This is a genomic window from Paenibacillus sp. OT2-17 (genome assembly GCF_009827695.1).
In the GTDB taxonomy this organism is placed as follows: Bacteria; Bacillota; Bacilli; order Paenibacillales; family Paenibacillaceae; genus Paenibacillus; species Paenibacillus polymyxa_B.
Genome location: NZ_WUDQ01000858.1, coordinates 1 through 1,114, shown reverse-complemented (window position 1 = coordinate 1,114; position 1,114 = coordinate 1). Strand labels below are relative to the sequence as shown.

The following is a 1,114-nucleotide window of genomic DNA, read 5'->3' as shown; positions in this document are numbered from 1 at the left end:
AGTTTCAGGCCACTGAAACCTAGACGGTGTTAAGTTTGTATCTATCTCCGAGGCTGCCGCACCCGTTGGATGCGAGTGATTCAGATTCATGGCTTTCATTTCTGCTCCTCCCTCGCGCTGGATTGATTTCTTGATATTTTACCAGTGCAATCTATATTTCTATTTGCTCTATAATATAAATTCGCGGTAAGGCACATTCCAGACTACCTCATGCGCCAGACGATGTCCTTCATAGCCGTCTTCCCCATAAGCTGTACCATGATCGGAAAAAACCATACAAAACGTTTTACCCCGATTTCGTAAGGCATCAAACAAACGTCCAAGTTCACCATCCACATACCGTAAGGCTGCCCGTTGAGACTCCACTGAATCTTTAGCAGAGCCCTTCACAAAATAATGATTAGGCCCATGAATCGCTGATACATTCAGAAACAAAAACAAGCGCTGCGACGGGTCTGTATTCCCCAACAGTTTCAGAGCATGATTCACCTGATTCTCCGTCGAACGAGGGTTGGTAACGCCAAAGTTCATACGCCAGTAGCTTTCTTGAAAATATCCAGGCAGCACCTTGGCAAGCTTATTTTTCTTCGTGAAAAAAATAACGCCGCCGATACAGATGGTCCGATAACCTTCACCCTCTAGCCCGGACACAATATCCGGGGCATCGAACAGCCAGGTATGTCGATGCGTACGCAGTCCCGTATCCTTTGTGTGAAACAGTCGGATATGTGAAGTCTTATCCGTATTCGCCGGAGTCGGCAAAAATCCGCCAAAAAAAGCATGATGTGCAGCATAGGTAAAGCTACCCGGTGTATGGCGTTTTTCCCACGAGTCGGAGCCGCACAAATTCGGACAATTCTCTTCCTCCAGCTTTGCTACATCATAACGCAGGGTATCCAGCGTAATCATGACAATATCATGAGAGCCGACAATTTGGTTCATATCAGTCATATCTGTCTTTCCTTTCCCTAACCACGCTCCTATTAGCGAGGTGCTGCATTTCCCATTCATACGGATTCCAACCCTGATGTTCAACCCGGTACAGCAAATCACCGAACGGATTAACATCCAACACATAGGGACGACCCCCATGAGCCGGAACCAGCACATCCAG

Annotated in this window: 1 protein-coding gene and 1 pseudogene; both read right to left on the bottom strand. The window is 47.0% G+C overall.

The window, feature by feature from the left end; genetic code table 11:
* Positions 1 to 168: 168 nt before the first annotated feature.
* Positions 169 to 951 carry an STM4013/SEN3800 family hydrolase gene (locus tag GRP75_RS27705; protein WP_160790978.1) on the bottom strand — a complete coding sequence of 261 codons (783 nt, stop codon included), beginning with the start codon at positions 949 to 951 and terminating at the stop codon, positions 169 to 171.
* A pseudogene (locus GRP75_RS30765) lies at positions 944 to 1,114 on the bottom strand (STM4014 family protein); the annotation flags it as partial. The gene GRP75_RS27705 and the pseudogene GRP75_RS30765, both read right to left, overlap by 8 nt.

Bases quoted from the DNA above. Each gene is read 5' to 3' on its own strand.
- GRP75_RS27705 (WP_160790978.1), bottom strand. From the start codon at position 951: ATGACTGATATGAACCAAATTGTCGGCTCTCATGATATTGTCATGATT.